Source organism: Nannocystis punicea, from assembly GCF_026965555.1.
GTDB classification, from domain to species: Bacteria; Myxococcota_A; Polyangia; order Nannocystales; family Nannocystaceae; genus Nannocystis; species Nannocystis punicea.
The window spans coordinates 4,603,843-4,620,655 of record NZ_CP114040.1; the positions used below are offsets into that span (position 1 = coordinate 4,603,843).

Genomic DNA, 16,813 nt, shown 5'->3' on the forward strand with positions numbered 1-16,813 from the left:
GGGGCTGTGCTAGCCTCGCGGCATTACCATGACCTATCTTGATCGCTTCTCATTGTTGTTCATCGCCTCGATCCTGGCCGCCTGCGGCCCCGGCGACCCTTCCGATACGGACACCGCCACCGACACCACGGGCGAGCCGACCTCGACCACGACCGGGCCGACCTCCGGCGAGCCGACGACGACGTCTGCAGGCGAGGAGACGACGGGCGATCCGCCGATCGTGGGCGTCGAATGCGAGCAGCTGGCGGGGCCGGCCGACAGCGCGGTCGACTGGTACCTCCGCTGCGGCGGCAAGCAATACGAGGACGTCAACGGGATCGCCACCGACGCGGCGGGCAACATCTACCTCGCGGTCGAGACGCGCGTGTTCGACGGCTCGCAGACGCTGAAGTTCGGCGAGTTCGTGGTCAAGCCCGACGAGTTCTCCGACATCCTGCTGATCAAGCTGTCGAGCGCGGGGGTGCCCCAGTGGGTGCGCCACTTCGGCGGGCCGATGGAGCAGAGCGTGTCCGGTCTGGTCGGCTGCGGCGACGGCTTCGCGATCCACGGCTGGGCCTCGCCGGGCGCGCTCGACCTCGGCGATGGGCCGATCGACGGCACCTACGTCGCCTCGTTCGACCTCGACGGCGAGCTCCGCTGGAGCCGCTCGGTGCCGGTGCTCGGCGAGGACGCGCGGGTGACGTTCCGCGGCATGGCGTGCGACGACGCAGGCAGGGTCGCGCTCACGGGCAACCTCGAGATCGGCGTCGACTTCGGCGGCGGACCGGTCGAGCCGCCCCAGCTCCACGACGGCTTCGTCGTCTCGTACGACGCCGCCGGCGAGTTCCAGTGGGTGCGGGGGTTCAACCCGAGCTCGAGCGACCGCGGGGCGCGTGGGAGGGCGCTGGCGTTCACGCCGGGCGGCGAGCTCGTGGTGACCGGCTCGTTCGGCGGGACCGTGGATCTCGGCGGCGGCCCGTTCACCTCCGACGACTACGACGACATGATCGTCGCCGAGTACAGCGCGGCCGGAGAGCACCTGTGGAGCCGGCAGTTCGGCGGCGCGGGCCAGCAGATGGGCAACGCGGTCGCGGTCGATTCGGCCGGGCGACGGGTGGTCGGCGGTATGTTCATCGAGGAGATCGCGGTCGGCGACGACACATTCGTCAACGTGAACCCGGAGCCGCACTCCGACGAGTTCGGGAGCCTGCACGACGGCGTGCTCGCGGAGCTCGATCCGTCCGGCGCGGTGCTTGGGTCGCAGCAGCTCGGCACCACGCTCGACGACCAGATCCAGGGCCTCTCGTTCGACGCGGTGGACTCGCTGGGGATCGCCGGCATCGCCGACTCGGCGGTCAGGCTGCGCGCGTTCAGCGGGCAGGAGCAGACCTGGGAGTGGTCCACGGAGGAGACTGAAATGGTGTCGTTCCTGCGGTCGGCGTGGTCGGGCGAGGACGCGGTCGTCCTCGCGGCGAGGCCGCTGGGCAACGTCGACCTCGGCTCGGGCCCGCTGGGCCCGCGCGGCAACGGGGACATGCTGATCGCGCGGATCCGCCGCTGAGGCGTCAGACCGGGCGGGTCAGGTCGACCTGGTCGATGGGATAGGTCGCGTGCAGCGGCGCGAGCACCTCGTCGACCAGGCGGTGCACGTACGGGACGATCCGGTGGTTGCGATAGACCGGGACCTTGTTGATGCGGATGCCGGTGGCGCCGGAGATGAGCCCGCTGCGCAGGACGAGGTCGCGGTCGCCGGCTTGCTGGACGCCGGGGTTGGCGTCGATGCGGCCGAGGACGCCCTGCACGAGGTCGAGCGGCGGGGTCTCGCCGGCGAAGCGGACCTGGACCATGAGCACGGCGCCGGACACGGGCCTCTGCTGCAGCGCCTCGAAGTAGCCGCGGACCGGGAACGGGCGCCCGGCCAGCCACGCGCGCTCGCGTTCGAGCTCACCGGCGCCGGCGACCGGCTCGACGAAGGAGACGCCGAGGACGCCGAGCAACAGGACGGCCATGCCCGCGGTGAGGTAGTCGACAGCCAGGTAGCCGGAGGCCATGCTGGCGACGAGGCCGGCGCCGACGACCAGGGGGACGTAGAACGCGCGCTGGCGTCCGCTGCCGTGGTGGACGCCGAGGGCGACGCGCATGTGCTTGTCGGCCTGCGCCAGCTGGCTCTGGTCGGCGCGCTGGATGTTGCGGGCGCCCTCCTCGGCCAGGCGGAGCAGCTCGGGCGACGGGGCGCGACCCGGTTCTCGTGCGTCGTGGGACACGGGCGGACGATAGCGGTGCGGGCGGCGCCCGGCAACCGCGCGCAGATCCACGCGGCTGGCGCGGGCGCGCGAGATGACATGTCTCTCGGGACATCTATGTCCATAGCGGCGGACGCGCGACGGTCTGCGCGAGCCGCGGCGAACGCTATTGCATGAGCGGGGCGCGGTCGCACGGGAGGCTGCCGCCGGAGCGGTAGAGCATGTCCTGGTAGACGATGGCGTTGCTGATCGGGAAGGCGCTGTCGACTTCGGCGACGGTGCTGCCGTCGCGCACGATGCGGAACTTCGGCGTGCCCTCGACCAGCGGGACGCGCAGCGACTGGATCCCGGCGGGCGCCGCGGTGCTCTCGATCTCGCCGGCGATCTCGATCTCGAGCGTCGCCGGGGCGGTGAGGAACGCCAGCAGCTCGATCTCGTCGGCCGGGGTGCTGCCGTTGACGGGCTCGTAGACCGACTCCTGCAGCATGAGGTCGGGCTGGGCGGCGGTGGCGTGCAGGCGGTGCGAGTAATAGATCGCGTCGCGCACGATCGGCGGCTGCTGGCCGGTCTTGAACCAGGCGACGTAATAGGCGGTCAGGTCGAACAGGGCCCATTGCGTGCCGCTCGACGGCGAGACCTCGGAGGCCTCGGAGTAATCGTTCCAGGTGACGAGCTGGACCCACTCGGCGTCACCGGCGACGGCGGCGTCCCACAGCGATCGCATGAGCTGCGTGTTGCCGGCCTCGCTGTAGATGAGGTCCTTGGGCCGCGAGTCCTGCGGGCGCACGGGCGACATCCACTGCACGCCGAGGGCGTGGGCCTGCTCGGCGTTGCTGGCGTAATCGGCGGCGCCCGGGACCGTGGCGGGGCCCCACGAGGAGGTGCCGAGGAGCGGGAGCTCGGCCTGGAAGCTGATGGTGGCGGCCTCCCACGGCGAGACGAACACCGGCCACAGGGCGGCGTCGACGCCCGCGGCGGCGAGGGCCTGCAGGGTGCCGGCCCACCACGCGGGGCTGCGCTTGTCGGCGGCGAACGGGGCGAGGACGAGCTCGCCGCCGCCGAGGCGATACACTGCGGGGTGCGCGGCGACTGCGACGATCGAGTCGACGAAGGCAGTTTGGGCCTCGGGGTCGCTGCCCTGATAGGTCGAGGTCATGTCCGGCATGAGCACGATCCGGAACTCGGGGTCGGCGTTGCTGGCGGCGTCGAGCAGCTTGAGCAGGCGGTTCCAGTGGGTGCCCTCGGTGTTGAGAATGTCGTACGTGAAGCCGTCGAGCCCCAGAGCGGCGGCGCGCCGGACCTCCTGCTCGAAGTTCAGCAGCTCGTAGTCGAGGCCGCCTTCCCGCGGCGGCTGCGGCAGCGGGCGCTCCTTGATGAAGCCGCCGCAGTAGGCGAACTTGCCGTTCTCGCCCTCGGGCTCGAGGTAGTTCTTGGCGTAGTAGTCCTCGGCGGGATCCTTGTTGTCGAGCGAGAGCGGGTAGGGCGAGAAATAATGGGCGAAGACCTTCTTGTCGGCGGCGCGCAGCTCGGCGAGCGGCGGCTGGTCGAAGGGCCAGCACGGGGTGACGTCGCCCTCCGTGCCGGTGTCGTCGGTGTCGCCGGTGGTGGGGTCGGTGGTGCTGGTGGTGGGGTCGGTCGCGGCGGAGGTCGGATCGGCGGAGGTCGAGGTCGAGGTCGACGTCGTGGTCGTGGGCGAGGACGGATCGGCGGCGCTGGCGGTGGTGCTGGCGTCGCCGGTGCTCGTGGTGCCGGCGGTCGACGTGCTCTCGGCGGTGCTGTCGCCGCAGGCGACGGCGAGCAGGGCGGTGAGCAGGAGGTGGCGGCCGCGAATCGTCGACGTCGGCATGGTGGCGGGCAGCAGACCGAACGGGGTGCGAGGTGTCAAGGGGCGCTCGCCCCCACGGAGCGGGTCCGCGCGAGGTCGACGGCGCAGTGCCGTGATATGTCCTAAGAGACAGACTCGCGGGTGAGCATCACGAGGTTGCCGTCCGGGTCGGCGACGTAGGCGATGCGCTCGCCCCACGGGGTGTCGCGCGGGGTCAGCACGATCGGCGCGCCGGCGCCGGCGAGGCGGTCGAGGGTGGCGTCGACGTCGTCGACGTAGACGCACAGCTCGACGCGGTGGCCGCTGGCCGGCCGCAACGGCTGACCGTGCAGCGCGGGCGAGCCGTCGATCCGACCGATGCCGAGCTCCGAGCCGCCGAATTGCAAGGCGACGAACGCGGGCGGACCCGCAGGCGGGAATCGATACGACTCGCGGCCGCCGAGCTGGTCGCCGTAGAAGGCGAGCGAGCGCTCGAAGTCGACGGCCGACACCATGGGGAAGAGCTTCTTCGCGGGGGAGTGCACGCGGCGAGTATGGCCGGACGCTCGAGGTCGCGCCAGGCGCTCGCGCGGGTGAGCCGGCGAGCGGGTGTCGATATTCGTATCATCGAGGGGGGCCCGCCGAAGTATCACAGCGGCGCGAGCCCCTGCGAATGCTTCGAGCAGGGGCCATTCGGCGAGCTGCGGAACGCGGGCGGGATTGTCAGTGCCGCCGCGTCGCAGCTCGCGCGCGCTCAGGGGGCCTGCAGCTGCCCCATGAGCCAGTACGGGCCGACGCACGCGGCGTCGAGCGGCGCCTTCAGCTGCTTTTGCAATTCGTCGCTCATCGGGACCTGCCCGCCGCCCGTGCGCAGCGGCTCGCCGACGCGGGCGACCACCTTGCCGGTGCCGTCGACGACCTCCAGCTGCTCGCCGGTGCGGCGCGCGGTGTAGCCGGGCTGCCAGATCAGCAGGTGACCGGGCTGCTTGCCGTCGGGGCTGACGCGCAGGCAGCCGGACTGCTCGATCAAGGTGCCCGAGAGCAGGGCCTCCATGAAGGCGTCGCTGGCCTGGCGCAGCTCCGGCAGGACGGGGATCGATCCGGCCGCTGCGGGGGGCTGCGCGGCGGGCTCGGGGGCGGGTGCGGGGGCGGGCGCGGGGGTCGTCGGGGCCGGGCGCGAGCCTGCTTCCTGGGCGGGCGCGGAGCAGGCGAGCACGAGGGCGATCATGGAGAGGATAGGTAGGGCACGCATGTGGTGATTGTCGCACGGAGGCGACACCGTCCACAAGCGGAGGCGTCGTCCGCGGCGCGATGGCCGAGGGGTCGGAGAACGCCCTCCAGGTGCCCCGGAGCGGGCGTTCCGGGTTGTCCGCGGATCTGCAACCGTCGGAAACCTCGGTGTAATCATCGGTGAAGCAGTCCGCGCAATCCCTGAAATCGTGCGCCGGACGTGCGATTGGACGGTCGGGTGAATGCTCGGCGAGCCCGACCGACTGCGAGCGTCACGCGAGCTTGAACACGCGCTGGGCGTTGCCGGCGAGGAACAGGGCGCGCGCCTCGTCGTCGAGGCCGAGCGCGTCGAGCCCGGCGAGCGCGTGCGCCGGGCTTATCATCGGCCAGTTGGTGCCGAACAGCACCTTCTTGCGCCCGTGCGCGGCGAGGTACTGCACCAGCGCGGGCGGGTAGCGCTTCACCGTGTACGCGGAGGTGTCGATAAACACGTTGGGGTGCTTGGTGCACACCGCGACCATCTCCTCGGTCCACGGATAACCGATGTGGCCGCCGACGATCACGAGCTCGGGGAAGTCGATGGCGATCTGGTCGATGTAGGGGATCGGGCGTCCGACCTCGGAGGGCTTGAGCGGGCCGGTGTGGCCGACCTGCGTGCAGAACGGGACGCCGAGCTCGCAGCATTCGGCGAACAGGGGATAAAACCGCGGGTGCGTCGGCGGCAGCTCCCATAGCCACGGCAGCACGCGCACGCCGCGGAAGCCGAGCTGCTTGACGCAGCGTCGGAGCTCGCGCACGGCGTCCATCGGCCGGGTGATGTCGACCGAGCCGACGCCGACGAGGCGATCGGGCGCCTGCGCGACCCAGGCGGCGACCTCGTCGTTGGCCACCAGCGCGCCCATGGGCCCGACCCACGCGCTGATGATGCCGCGCGTGACGCGGCCCTCGTCCATGGCCGCGAGCGTGGCCTCGAGCGGCCACGGGCCGGCGAAGTCGTTGCCGGTCCAGCGCTTCAGCGAGTCCAACCACGGCTGCGCCATGAAGCGCGGGGTCGGGTGTTGCATCCAGGCGTCGATGATGGTCGGCGGGGCGTCGGAACGCATGCGCGCGGAGCCTATCACGAGGCGCCCGGCAGAATGATCGGCGATCGAGCGTGGAGATGCTGCGGAACGAAGACGCTCCGCGCCCACTCGCGCGGGGCGGCCGCGAACGTGTGGCGGAATTGCTGACAGCGACGATCGAGCCGCGGACGGCCCGGGTCTGCGACGGCGATGAATCATCGATCTCGCGCCCAGGCATGCCGTGGGATCGGGTATAAGTCCCGCCGCTCTCTGGAGAGTGAGGACTGATGAGACAATTGCTTGGATTCGGGATGGTGGTTGCTGCCGCGCTGCTCACCGCGTGCGGCGACGGAGGCAACGGAGGGACGAGCACCGGCACGGACGGGAGCGGCACGACGTCGCCCTCGACGACGGGAGGAGACGGCACGAGCTCGAGCGGCCCCAGCCCGTCCTCGCCCACGACCTCGAGCGACGGCTCGAGCTCGAGCGAGCCCGGCACGTCCGAGCCCAGCACGTCGTCGCCCACCACGACGGGCGACGAGGCAGCGCCCGACTGGGTCGTGGAGGTGCCCGAGGGCGGCGGATGGTTCGAGCTCACGGCCTCCGAACCGTTCGAGCAGTGGGCCGCCGCGAACCTCGATCCGCCGACCGGCTACCTCGGCTCGGCGGCCATCGGCGCAGTGCGCGACGCGTACTGCAACCCGATCTTCGATCACGCGGGCAAAGCCTTCTACATGTTCGGCGGCGGTCACTCCGATGGCAGCATCAACGCCGTCTTCAAGCTCGATGCGGCGACGCTGAAGTACAGCATCGCCGTGCCGCCGACGCCGCCCTCCGCCTACCCGCCGGACTACACCGCGCCGAACTCTCCCATCGTCTATCCCTCGGGCGCGACGAACGGGTTCTTCCAGAGCGCGGAGACGCTGACGGACCCCGCCGACCTGCCCTACGCGGCGCCGTTCGCCGCGCCGCAGGCGAGCCACACCTACTCGGCGATGAGCTTCGTCGACGGCAAGTTGATCCTGCACTACGGCCCCGTGCGCGACGCCGACGTGGTGAGCGGGACGTGGACCTACCTCGACAAGGACACCTACGGGCCGCAGCTCGTCAAGTTCGACCCCAACTACGGCGAGGCCGTGCTCCAGTCGGGTACGCACACGGCCAACGATCCGGAGACCGGCAAGGCGTGGACGACCCTCGTCTCCGGCGATGCCGGCCTGAACTGGCGCGCCCGCGTGCTCGTGATCGACCCCGCGACGCACACGATCGAGGACGTGGTGAACGCCCCCTGGGACGTGAACGGCAGCTCGTCGATCGTGGTCGGCGGGTCGCACGTCTACCTCTTCACGCCGACGGTCGCCGACGACATGGCGACCTCCACTCGCGGCTGGCGCATCGACAAGGCGACGCTCGCGGTGGAGCACCTGTCGCTCACCGGCGACCTGCCGAGCTGGCCGGACGGCGCTCCGACCCAGGAGAGCGTCGTCGTCTTCCATGACGGGACCCGGCTGAACTTCTGGAACTACAGCGTCGACGCCGATCGCGACGCGTTCTTCCGCCTCGATCTCGAGCCCGAGAGCGGCGCCGGCACCCAGGAGGACCCCTTCGTGCTGGCGGCCGAGCGAGACCAGCGCCCGCTCTCGGCGATGCCCTCGCCCGCGCTGACGTACGATCTGACCTACATCGCGGACTGGGGCGTCGTGCTGTTCCTGCCGAAGGCCAGCGCCAAGCTCTGGGCCATCAAGCTCTGACTGGTTCGGGGCGCCGCGAGCCCGACGAACTTCCCGCTGGTCTGTCTTCACGCTTTCTTCGAGCAGGAGGCGCCGGCGGGGTTTGGCCACGGTGGCCGCGAGCGAGGACCCGACGACGTGCGCCGGGATCGCCGCGGACGCTGCCGCGGTGTCGGGTGGCGATGGGCGACGCCGCGGTCGGGGTGTGAACAATGGCGGTATCATCGATGTTACCTTCGCCCCGAAGCGCTTCGCGGCGGTCCGGGGCGGGTGCGGGTTGTTCGGCGCAGGAGGGCGTGCTATTCGCGGCGGCATGCGGATCGCGGTGATCGGACCGGGCGGAATTGGCAGCACCTTCGCGTTGCAGCTGGCGCGCGCGGGGCACGAGGTGACGGTGGTGGCGCGGACGAAGCGGCTGGCGCAGCTCCAGCGCGACGGGGCGATCGTGACGGCGAAGGGCGAGCGCGCGGCGGTGCGGGTGAGCGCCGCGCTCGACCCGGGCGAGGCTTATGACTTGGTGCTGGTGACGGTGCTGGCGTCGCAGGTCGACGCGGTGCTGCCGGCGCTGGCCGCCAGCGCGGCGAAGTCGGTGATGTTCATGTTCAACACGTTCGAGCCGCTGACGCGCCTGCGCGAGGCCGTGGGGGCGGAGCGGTTCGCGTTCGGCTTTCCGGCGATCCTGGCGAGCGTCGACGAGGGCGTGTTGACGACCCAGATCGTCTCCAGACCGATGCGCACGCCGGTGACCGAGCGACGCTGGGCGGAGCTGTTCACTGCGGCGGGGATCCCCAGCGTGGTGGAGGCCGACATGGAGAGCTGGCTGCGCACGCACGCGGCCTTCGTGGCGCCGGTGATGGTGCTCGCCGGGCACAGCTACCAGCGCAAGGCGGGCGCGTCGTGGGCGGAGGTGATGCAGTACGCGCGCGCCCTCCAGGAGGGGTTCGGCCTGGTGCGCCGGCTGGGCAATGCCATCATTCCGGGGCCGATGGTCGCGACGGATCGGATGCCGCTGCCGGTGCTGGCGTCGCTGCTGTGGTCGCTCAGCCGGGTGCCTGCGATTCGCAAGTCGGGCGCGGCCGGGTTCGGCGAGCCGCGGACGCTGATCGACGCGATGCTCGCGGCGGCGGGGCCGAACGAGTTGCCGGCGCTGCGGGCGATTCGGCCGTGAGGGCGAGGGCGCGACCAGGTATCGCGCGGTCCTGCATCGATCGCGGTGCGGGTCCACCTCGACGAGAACGACGCGGCGGCGCGATGCGCCTGGCGAGGCCGCGGAGCGAACGCGCGGCGGTCGTCAGGGCAGGGGCGAGGCCGACGTGATATCGTGCCGGGGTCGACGACGAGGAGTGGTAGATGGCTGATTTCGCGGATGACGACGAGCAGAGGCGGCAACTGAATCGACTCGTGAGCCGGGCGGCGATCGAGGTGTTGAAGGCGGAGTACGCCCGCAAGGCCGACGCGGTGTTCAACAGCCCGGGGGCCGCGAGCGCCGCGGCGCTCGCCGACCTCTTCACCGAAGACGGTGTCCTCGACCTCGGGCCTTTCGGGCGCTATCAGGGCCGTGCGGCGCTGCGGAACGCCTGCGAGAACATCCTCCCGCAGGCGACGAAGTGGACCACGCACTACATCGTCAGCCCGATCCTCGAGGTCGGCGCTCACGAGGCGACCGGCTCGTGGTACTTCCTCATCAAGTCGGTGCCGCAGAGCCCGCCCGGAGCGGGGGTGAGCGAGATCCTGGGCAGCTACGCCGACAAATACGCGAAGACGGCGGACGGGTGGAAGATCCGCGAGTCGATCAGCAGCTTCTTCGTCCCGCCGAGCTGAGGTCGGCCGGAGCTCCGCGAGCATTCGTCGCGACGCGCGAGACGCGAGGTGTGACGACGACGGCTGTGATGCGCGGCGGTTCGCGCGGCCTCGCGCGGACAGGCCGCCGATTTGCGTCGAGTCCGGAAATGGATGCCGCGAGCAATTGTTCCGCGGGGGGCGGTCACTGTCCGAACGAGTACGGAGGAAAACCATGAATTCATCGAAGATTGTCACCCTCGTTTCAATGACTCGTATCCGCGTGTGGATGCCGGCGCTGGCGCTGGCGGCTGCGGCCTGTGACGACGCGGAGGAGCTCGGCCAGGACTCCGAGGCGGAGCTCGCCGAGGCCGCCGACGCGGCGGACGAGCTGGCCCTGCCGGAGGAGGACGCGGACGCCGAACAATCGCCGCTCGAGGGCCCGGAGTCCTTGCAAGCCGCGCCCCAGGACCCGGCGGCGTTGACCCCGAGCGTCTGTTGCGAGCTCGAGTTCGAAGACCCGTTCCTGATCTCCGTCCGGTTGACCAACCCGGGCCCGGTAGGCATCGGGCCGTGCAGCGATTTCTTCGCCGGTCAATCCAACCTCATCTACAAGGTGACGCACGCCTTCGGTAGCCCGGCGCCCTTCTTCGGTACGACCGGTCCGCTCCCGCTGGGCTCGACCCGGAAGATCCCGCTGTCGCACACGGGCTACTTGAATGCGATCAGCTGCGAAGCCTTCCGCCCGTAGGCGAATGGCACGTTCGTCGGGGCCGGCCACGAGCGGGGTTCGAGGTTCGGACACGAGGACGGGCGCCCCGCGCTCGTACCCGTGCGCTTCGTGGTGGACGCGAGTCGAGGAGCGCGCGGCTCGCGGTGCCCGATGTGATTATGAACATGTCCTTGTGAGCATGTCTTTAAGAGCATGTGATTGCCTGACCGGGCCCGGGCGATTGTAAACCGGCCGTTGACAGCGCAGCCAATGCAAGATCGCTTCCGCAGGCGCGGTCCGTGGGCCATCGTCGATGCGGGAGGAACCTTGGATATGGCTCATTTGTTAAAGACATCGCATCACGAGCGGGCGCTGGCGGCTGCGGCGGGGCTGGTCGGGCGGCCGCGGCTGCGCCTCGGGCTCGTGTTGACGCTGGTGGCGGCGTGCGGGCCGGGGGCGGGCGAGGGCGAGACGGAGTCGCCGGGCGAGGGGTCGACGGGGTCGAGCGCGGCGGAGGCGACGACGCTGGCGGCGACGACGACCGAGGTCGGCGAGACCGGCGGCGCGACGGGGGCCGGAGCCGCGACGACGGGTGCCACGAGCACCGGCGAGGCGAGCACCGGCGAGGCGAGCACGACGATCGGCGAGGACACGCTGCTCACGGACGCGACGACTCTGGCGAGCACGACGACGTCGACGAGCACGGGCGAGACCGGGACGGGCGAGGCGACGGACACGGACTCGGGCACGGGCAGCAGCTCCGGCGGGCTCGACGATTGCGTCGACATGCGCACGGGCGAGGTCGACTGGGTCTGCTGCGAGCGGCAGATGTGGGAACCGGCGCCGCAGTGCACGCCGTGGGGCCCGCCGGCGCCGCCGGCCGCGGCCAACGAGCGCATGCTGCGGGCCCGCGCGGCCCGTGGGAGGTGGGTATGACCAGCCTCGATCTGCGCGGCGCGGCGGACCGCGCCGAGCTGCGCCTCGACGCGCGCGCGCTGGCGGAGCTCGACGAGGTCGAGCGGACGGCGGCGATCCTGACGTGGCGCGCGCGCATGCTCAACGAGCACGTGTCGGCCCGCGTGTTCACGGCGCTGGCGCGGCAGCTCGAGCGGGCCGGGCTCCACAGCGGACGGCCGGCCCGCGTGGCGGCGATGGTGGCGGAGGAGTGGCGCCACGCCGATCGCTGCGCGGCGGTGGTCGAGGTGCTCGGCGGCGCGGCGGTGGTCGAGCTGCCGGCGCTGCCGCCGGTGCCCGAGCACGAGGACGCGGACGCGCTCGAGGCGGTGCTGCGCAACGTGATCAGCGTGTCGTGCCTGAGCGAGACGGTGGCGGTGGCGCTGATCGACGCCGAGCGCCGCTCGGCGGGGCCGCCGGCGCTGCAGCGACTGCTGAGCGAGATCCTCGCCGACGAGGTCGGGCATGCGCGATTCGGCTGGCGGCTGGTCGAGGATCTGGCGCCGTCGCTGTCACCGACGCTGCGCGAGCGGCTCGGCGACTACCTGGTGATCGCGCTCGACGAGCTGGCGTCGCACGAGCTGGCGCACCTGCCGGCGCGTCCGAGCCCGTCGGTCGCCGCGGAGGCGCTCGGGGTGTGCGACGGGCACGCGGCCCGGCGGCTGTTCTTCGCCACTGTGAACGAGGTGATCGTGCCGGGCCTGCAAGCGTCGGGGCTGCCGGCGCTGTCGGCCTGGCGCGCGGCGCAGGAGAGCGGGGCCTGGGCCGGGTCGGCGGCGTAGGCGAGAGAGCGCCGGTAGCCTCGGGTCGTTCGCTCACGACACCGTGGGTGACTGATTGGACATGTTTTTTAAATCATGTCTTTTGGGACATATAATCTACGGCTGGGCCGCCGCTCGGGACATCTCCCGCGGCCGTCTGCCTCTGCACCGCGCCCTCTTCCGACGCCGTGTGGGATCGGCGCGGCACGGCGCATCCTTCACGATCCGCTGCGGGATGTCTCTTGGGACATTCCCTTCAGAGCATGTCCATCGTGACATGCTCCGAAGGGCATGTCCATGGGGACACCCGCGTGCTCAGGCGATCGGGGTCCGGGCCAGCTCGGCCGCGAGGGCGCGGTAGACGGCCTGGCGCGGGTCGTGGTCGCGGTAGAGGAGGCGGAAGTAGTCGATGAGCAGGGCGACGGCGGGGAGGACCCGGCGCAGGCGGCCGGCTCGCAGCTCGGGCTCGATCATGTAGAGCGGCAGGACCGCGACGCCCTCGCCGGCGAGGACCTGGACCTTGACGGCGGCGCCGAGCCCGAGCCAGCGGTGGCCGCCGAAGCGCGGCAGGGCCGGGGCGGCCGGGGCGGCGCTGAAGTACTGGAACAGGGGGGTGCGGGCGTCGATGTCGAGCAGGACGTGGCGCGGGACGTCTTCGGGGCGCGCCAGCGGGATGCGGTCGAGCAGCTCGGGCGCGGCGACGAAGGCGTAGCGCTCCTCGTGCAGGCGCTCGGCGAGCAGGCGGTTGTCGTCGATCTTGGCCGAGGTGACGGCGCAGTCGACGAGGCCGCTGCGCAGGCGGTCGACGATCTCCTGACCTGACCCGAAGAACAGGTGCATCGTGACCCGGGGGAGGGCGGCGCGCAGCCGCGGCAGGCTGGGGACGATCCACGACATGCCGAGCTCGAAGCGGGTGCCGAGGGTGAGCTCGACCGGCGGCGGGTCGTCCTCGCCGCGGACGACGCGGACACACGCGGCCGCCTCGCCCAGGCAAGCGCGCGCGCGCGGCAGCAGCGACAGGCCGGCGTCGGTGAGCCGCACGGAGCGGGTGGTGCGGACGAACAGGGTCGCGCCGAGCTGCTCCTCGAGCAGGCGGATCCGCTGGCCGACGGCCGCGGGGGTCAGGGCGAGGGCGCGTGCGGCTGTCCTGAAGTTCAGGTGCTCGGCGGCGGCGACGAAGCAGCGCAGGCTGTCGATCGCGGGCAGGTCGCTGGCGGCCGGCGGGGCCGGGCGGGGCGGGCTCACGCGTGGTCCAGGCGGCAGGTCGCTGGCGGTCGGCGGGGCGGGGCGGGGCCGGCTCACGCGTGGTCCAGGCGGTACGACGCCAGCGCCGACTCGTGCGCGCGGCGGCCCCGGGCCTGCGCGCGCTCGCGTTGCTCGGCCCAGCCGGCGGCGGCCAGCCAGTCGGCGAGCGGGTCGATGACGCCGGCGAGGGCGCCGGCGCGGCGCAGCAGGGTGACCCGCTCGGACAGCCACGGCTCGCGGATCGCCCGCGTGGCCTGCATGGTGTCGGCGCCCGGGTCGATGATGACGGGCATCGGCGGCAGCGCGGCCTGGTCGAGCGCGGGATCGCCGAGGCGCAGGGCGTCCCAGCCGAGCACGTACCACGCGCCCGCGGGAGTGACCCGCAGGTTGCCGGGTCGCAGCAAGGCGCCGTGCACCGGCAGATCGGCGGGGACCGCGAAGGCGGTGGAGCTGCGGACCTGGGCGGTCACGCGGTCGACCTCGGAGGCCAGCCAGGCGAGGGTGGCGGTGTCGACGAAGTCGAGGCACGCGGCGCGAGCGGCCCGCAGGGCGGTGGTGCAGCGGGCGAATTGGTCGGCGAGGTAGGCGTCGCGGCAGCTGGGCGCGGGCCCGGGCAGGCGCGAGGCGAGGTCGCGGTCGGCGTGCAGGCGGCCGACCAGCTTGCCGAGGGCGTGGGCCAGATCTGGCGCTTCGGACAGGTCGCGTACGACGACGCCGTCGACGTGCTCGAGCAGCAGGCCGGCGTACGGCGTGTCGACGATCTCGAGCCAGCCGCAGATCCGCGGGGCGTGGTAGCGGCCGGCCAGCGTGGCGCCGAGGTCGTGCCAGCGGCGGAGGGCGGCATGACCGGGTTCGTCGCCGGCGAGCTCGAGATCGTAGCGCGCGCGGGCGTCGGCGATCGAGAACGAGGCCCGCGCGGCGTCGCCTCGCTCCGGTGCGTGACGCACGGCGAGGGTCGCCGGGTCGAGCGCGAGTCCGGCCGCGAGCATGCGGACCTGAGCCGTGACGCGCGAGATGAGCTCGGACAGGATCATGCGAGGCGGGACACTATACGACCGCCCGGGCTCCAGCAGGAGGGGCCCGGCAGATCGGCGCCGGCGCCCGGGATCGCGCGGTTTCTCGGGGGCCGCTCCGCGCGCGCCTCCGCGGGGGCCGCCGTGGTAGCCTGGCGAACATGTCCAAGCCCGACTCGATGCAGCGGCTGGCCTCGCGGGGTGTCGCCGCGGCCGCCGTGATGGTCCTCCTCGGCGGCGCCGCGCTCCTCGGCCTCGAGAGCTGCGCCCAGAGCGGCGGCAGCAAGCCGATCCAGGCGGCCGAGCCGAAGCCGTCGCAGGACCCGATCGCCGACCCGGCGCCCGAGCCGAAGCCCGAGCCCGAGCCGCAGCCGGAGCCGGACGCCCCGCTGCCAGACCGCCCGCAGCCGGTGACCTGAGCGGCGCCGAGAGCGTGTAGGGACATGTCCTGGCGGACATGCGACGAGGGGCATGTCCGGAAGGACGTGTCGTGAAGAACATGGCTGAATACGCATGTCCCCGGGGACAGGTATGACAGGGCGCCGGCGGTGTTCATGGCGCTCGGCAGAGCGCTCGCCGAGTCGCGCTCGGAGACCTCTGGGACCGCCGCGAGGGCTCCGTTCGTTCGCCACCGTTGCTCGCGTCATCGAGGAGCCTGCGGCGACTGTGGACGGTGCTCGCGGGCGCTGCGTGGCTCGGCGCCATCCTCCTCGAGGCGCGAGCGGGAGGCTCCGCGGCCCTCGGCGATTGCTGCTGCCTCCGTCGCTCGCGCGCGCTGCTTCGCTCCACCCTCGCGGAGGGGCGGCGTGGTAGCGTGGGCGTATGTCGAAGCCGCCCGAACGCTCCGTCCTCTCGTCTCGTCGCGCGCCCCTCGCGGCGGTGACGACGGCCCTGTGGCTCTCGCTCGGCGGCGCGGTGGCGCTGGCCGGCTGCACCGGCGGGGCGCCGGCGCCGAAGACGGGCGACAAGGAGGCCGCGCCCAAGCAACCGGGGAATCAGCCCTACGCGCCGCCGCCGCCCGACGCCAAGCCCGACGTCAAGCCGCAGCCCGAGCCGCAGCCCGAGCCGCAGCCGAAGACCGACCCCGAGCCGCCGCGGCCGCGGGTGCCGCCGCCGACCTGATCGTTCGAAAGCGAGGAGCGTGGCGGTGGCGGTCGTCGAGCACGCGCCGGCCTTCGCGGGGTCCGTCGACTGGCTCCGCGGGCCGCGCTTCGATCTGTCGCTGATCGTCGGCGTGCTGGCGCTGGCGCTGGTGCTCGGCGCGGCCGGGTGCGCTTCGCCGGCGCTGTTCGCCGCGGTGCTCGTCGTCGACTTCTGGCTGCTGGCCTACCCGCACGCGGCGTCGACGTTCACGCGGATCGCGTTCGACCGCGAGGGCGCGCGGGCCCACGCGTTCCTGCTGTTCGGTCTGCCGCCGCTGGTGTTCGCGGCCACGGCCGGGGCGGTGGCGCTCGGCGGGGTGCTGGCGCTCAACACGATCTACTTCTTCTGGCAGTCGTGGCACTACACGCGCCAGAGCTACGGGATCGCCCGCGCCTATCACCGCAGCGCCGGCGTCGACCCGGCCGGCGATCGCCTGAGCGATCTGGTGGTGTTCTCGTGGCCGCTGTGGGGCCTGCTGCACCGCGCGCACGAGCAGCCTGCCCTGTTCTACGGCGGGCCGATCTGGTTGCCCCCGGTGCCGAAGCCGGTGGTGGTGGCCGGGGGCGCGCTGGCCCTCGGGGCGCTGGCGCTGTGGACAGCCCGTCATCTGCGAGCGCTCGGCTCGGGGCGGCCGCGCAGCGCCGGACACGCGCTGTTCGTGCTGTCGCACGTGGTGATCACTGCGGTCAGTTACCTGGTGGTCCGCGAGATCACCCTGGGCTGGCTGTTCATCAACATCTGGCACAACGCGCAGTACCTGCTGTTCGTGTGGGCGATGAACGCCCGTCGCTTCCGCCACGGCGTCGACCCGCGCCGGCCGTTCCTGTCGCGCCTGTGCCAGCCCGACCAGGCGCTGCGCTACGCGCTGGTGTGCCTGGCGCTGTCGTCCGCGTTCTACTTCACGTTGGGGCAGGCGATGGGGCGTATGGCGTGGGAGGTGCTGCCGTTCGTGCTGATCTGTCACCAGACGGTCAACTTCCACCACTACATCGTCGACGCGGTGATCTGGCGCTCGCGCGGGCGTGCGGGCTGAAATGCCGAGACATGCTCTCGAGGACATGTAGGAAAGGGGGAGCGTCGACGCGGCGGTCCGGCGCTCGCGGCGATCCGGTTCGCGCGGCGAGAGGGCTGAACATTGCGACATGCTCTGCGGAGCCTG

Annotated in this window: 17 protein-coding genes; 10 read left to right on the forward strand and 7 right to left on the reverse strand. The window is 72.0% G+C overall.

Annotated features, from left to right (window positions below):
* Positions 1 to 28 precede the first annotated feature (28 nt).
* Entirely contained in the window at positions 29 to 1,540 is a 1,512-nt protein-coding gene (locus O0S08_RS17820) for a hypothetical protein (protein ID WP_269040368.1), read from the forward strand.
* Positions 1,541 to 1,544: 4 nt separating this feature from the next.
* Here O0S08_RS17820 and O0S08_RS17825 read toward each other — a convergent pair whose 3' ends face one another.
* The 5 genes from O0S08_RS17825 to O0S08_RS17845 form a co-directional block, all read right to left on the reverse strand.
* Complete coding sequence (locus O0S08_RS17825) at positions 1,545 to 2,243, reverse strand: hypothetical protein (RefSeq protein WP_269040369.1); 699 nt, start codon at positions 2,241 to 2,243, stop codon at positions 1,545 to 1,547.
* Between the two features lie 145 nt (positions 2,244 to 2,388).
* The gene (locus tag O0S08_RS17830; RefSeq protein ID WP_269040370.1) at positions 2,389 to 4,107 is read right to left on the reverse strand and encodes a glycoside hydrolase family 71 protein; all 1,719 of its coding nucleotides are present in this window, start codon (positions 4,105 to 4,107) and stop codon (positions 2,389 to 2,391) included.
* Between the two features lie 62 nt (positions 4,108 to 4,169).
* Complete coding sequence (locus O0S08_RS17835) at positions 4,170 to 4,571, reverse strand: VOC family protein (RefSeq protein ID WP_269040371.1); 402 nt, start codon at positions 4,569 to 4,571, stop codon at positions 4,170 to 4,172.
* Positions 4,572 to 4,780: 209 nt separating this feature from the next.
* Positions 4,781 to 5,278 (reverse strand): hypothetical protein, encoded by a 498-nt coding sequence (locus O0S08_RS17840; RefSeq protein ID WP_269040372.1) that lies wholly within the window; start codon positions 5,276 to 5,278, stop codon positions 4,781 to 4,783.
* Positions 5,279 to 5,528: 250 nt separating this feature from the next.
* Positions 5,529 to 6,359 carry an amidohydrolase family protein gene (locus O0S08_RS17845; protein ID WP_269040373.1) on the reverse strand — a complete coding sequence of 277 codons (831 nt, stop codon included), beginning with the start codon at positions 6,357 to 6,359 and terminating at the stop codon, positions 5,529 to 5,531.
* A gap of 245 nt (positions 6,360 to 6,604) precedes the next feature.
* On the opposite strand from O0S08_RS17845, the gene O0S08_RS17850 reads away from it, so the two are divergent.
* From O0S08_RS17850 to O0S08_RS17875, 6 genes are all read left to right on the forward strand, one after another.
* Positions 6,605 to 8,068 carry a hypothetical protein gene (locus O0S08_RS17850; protein ID WP_269040374.1) on the forward strand — a complete coding sequence of 488 codons (1,464 nt, stop codon included), beginning with the start codon at positions 6,605 to 6,607 and terminating at the stop codon, positions 8,066 to 8,068.
* A gap of 292 nt (positions 8,069 to 8,360) precedes the next feature.
* The gene (locus tag O0S08_RS17855) at positions 8,361 to 9,215 is read left to right on the forward strand and encodes a ketopantoate reductase family protein (protein ID WP_269040375.1); all 855 of its coding nucleotides are present in this window, start codon (positions 8,361 to 8,363) and stop codon (positions 9,213 to 9,215) included.
* Positions 9,216 to 9,448: 233 nt separating this feature from the next.
* The gene (locus tag O0S08_RS17860; protein ID WP_269040376.1) at positions 9,449 to 9,868 is read left to right on the forward strand and encodes a nuclear transport factor 2 family protein; all 420 of its coding nucleotides are present in this window, start codon (positions 9,449 to 9,451) and stop codon (positions 9,866 to 9,868) included.
* Between the two features lie 193 nt (positions 9,869 to 10,061).
* Positions 10,062 to 10,577, forward strand: coding sequence for a hypothetical protein (locus O0S08_RS17865; RefSeq protein WP_269040377.1), 516 nt, complete (start codon positions 10,062 to 10,064; stop codon positions 10,575 to 10,577).
* A 294-nt stretch (positions 10,578 to 10,871) separates the two neighbouring features.
* On the forward strand, positions 10,872 to 11,474 hold the full coding sequence (locus O0S08_RS17870; protein WP_269040378.1) for a hypothetical protein: 603 nt from the start codon (positions 10,872 to 10,874) through the stop codon (positions 11,472 to 11,474).
* Positions 11,471 to 12,274 (forward strand): ferritin-like domain-containing protein, encoded by an 804-nt coding sequence (locus O0S08_RS17875; protein WP_269040379.1) that lies wholly within the window; start codon positions 11,471 to 11,473, stop codon positions 12,272 to 12,274. Before O0S08_RS17870 ends, O0S08_RS17875 begins: the two co-directional genes overlap by 4 nt.
* A 294-nt stretch (positions 12,275 to 12,568) precedes the next feature.
* On the opposite strand, the gene O0S08_RS17880 is transcribed toward O0S08_RS17875, so the two are convergent.
* Positions 12,569 to 13,498: a LysR family transcriptional regulator gene (locus O0S08_RS17880; protein WP_269040380.1), complete on the reverse strand. Its 930-nt coding sequence runs from the start codon at positions 13,496 to 13,498 to the stop codon at positions 12,569 to 12,571.
* 53 nt (positions 13,499 to 13,551) lie between these two features.
* A complete protein-coding gene (locus O0S08_RS17885; RefSeq protein WP_269040381.1) occupies positions 13,552 to 14,532 on the reverse strand; it encodes a hypothetical protein in 981 nt (326 codons plus the stop codon).
* A gap of 140 nt (positions 14,533 to 14,672) precedes the next feature.
* On the opposite strand from O0S08_RS17885, the gene O0S08_RS17890 reads away from it, so the two are divergent.
* The 3 genes from O0S08_RS17890 (at position 14,673) to O0S08_RS17900 (ending at position 16,687) form a co-directional block, all read left to right on the forward strand.
* Complete coding sequence (locus tag O0S08_RS17890) at positions 14,673 to 14,930, forward strand: hypothetical protein (protein ID WP_269040382.1); 258 nt, start codon at positions 14,673 to 14,675, stop codon at positions 14,928 to 14,930.
* Between the two features lie 403 nt (positions 14,931 to 15,333).
* Positions 15,334 to 15,633, forward strand: coding sequence for a hypothetical protein (locus O0S08_RS17895; RefSeq protein ID WP_269040383.1), 300 nt, complete (start codon positions 15,334 to 15,336; stop codon positions 15,631 to 15,633).
* A gap of 25 nt (positions 15,634 to 15,658) precedes the next feature.
* Positions 15,659 to 16,687: a hypothetical protein gene (locus O0S08_RS17900; RefSeq protein ID WP_269040384.1), complete on the forward strand. Its 1,029-nt coding sequence runs from the start codon at positions 15,659 to 15,661 to the stop codon at positions 16,685 to 16,687.
* Positions 16,688 to 16,813 lie beyond the last annotated feature (126 nt).